Genomic DNA, 255 nt, shown 5'->3' with positions numbered 1-255 from the left:
GCGAGAAGTCCGGCGGCGCCGCACCATTGTTGGCGGCAGCCGCCGCCTCGTGGTTCGGGAACGGCGACGGGAAATAGTCCGACGGAATGGCCTTGCGGGTGAACATGTCACCGCTGGCATTCGGGCCGTCCTGAACCTCGTAGTTGGCGGCCAAGGCCTTCACCTGTTCGTCCGAGTAGCCGAGAGCTCCGAGCGTGCGGAACGGCACTAGGCTCATCGAGTGACAGGCGGCGCAGACTTCCGTGTAGACCTTCA

General features: G+C 64.7%; 1 protein-coding gene. It reads right to left on the bottom strand.

The features are described from left to right. On the bottom strand, positions 1-255 hold a 255-nt coding region (locus IB244_RS31835), incomplete at both ends, for a cytochrome c1 (RefSeq protein WP_246734820.1).

The organism is Rhizobium sp. RHZ02 (assembly GCF_014851575.1).
Taxonomy (GTDB): domain Bacteria; phylum Pseudomonadota; class Alphaproteobacteria; order Rhizobiales; family Rhizobiaceae; genus Rhizobium; species Rhizobium altiplani.
This window is presented reverse-complemented; position numbering and strand designations above follow the sequence as displayed.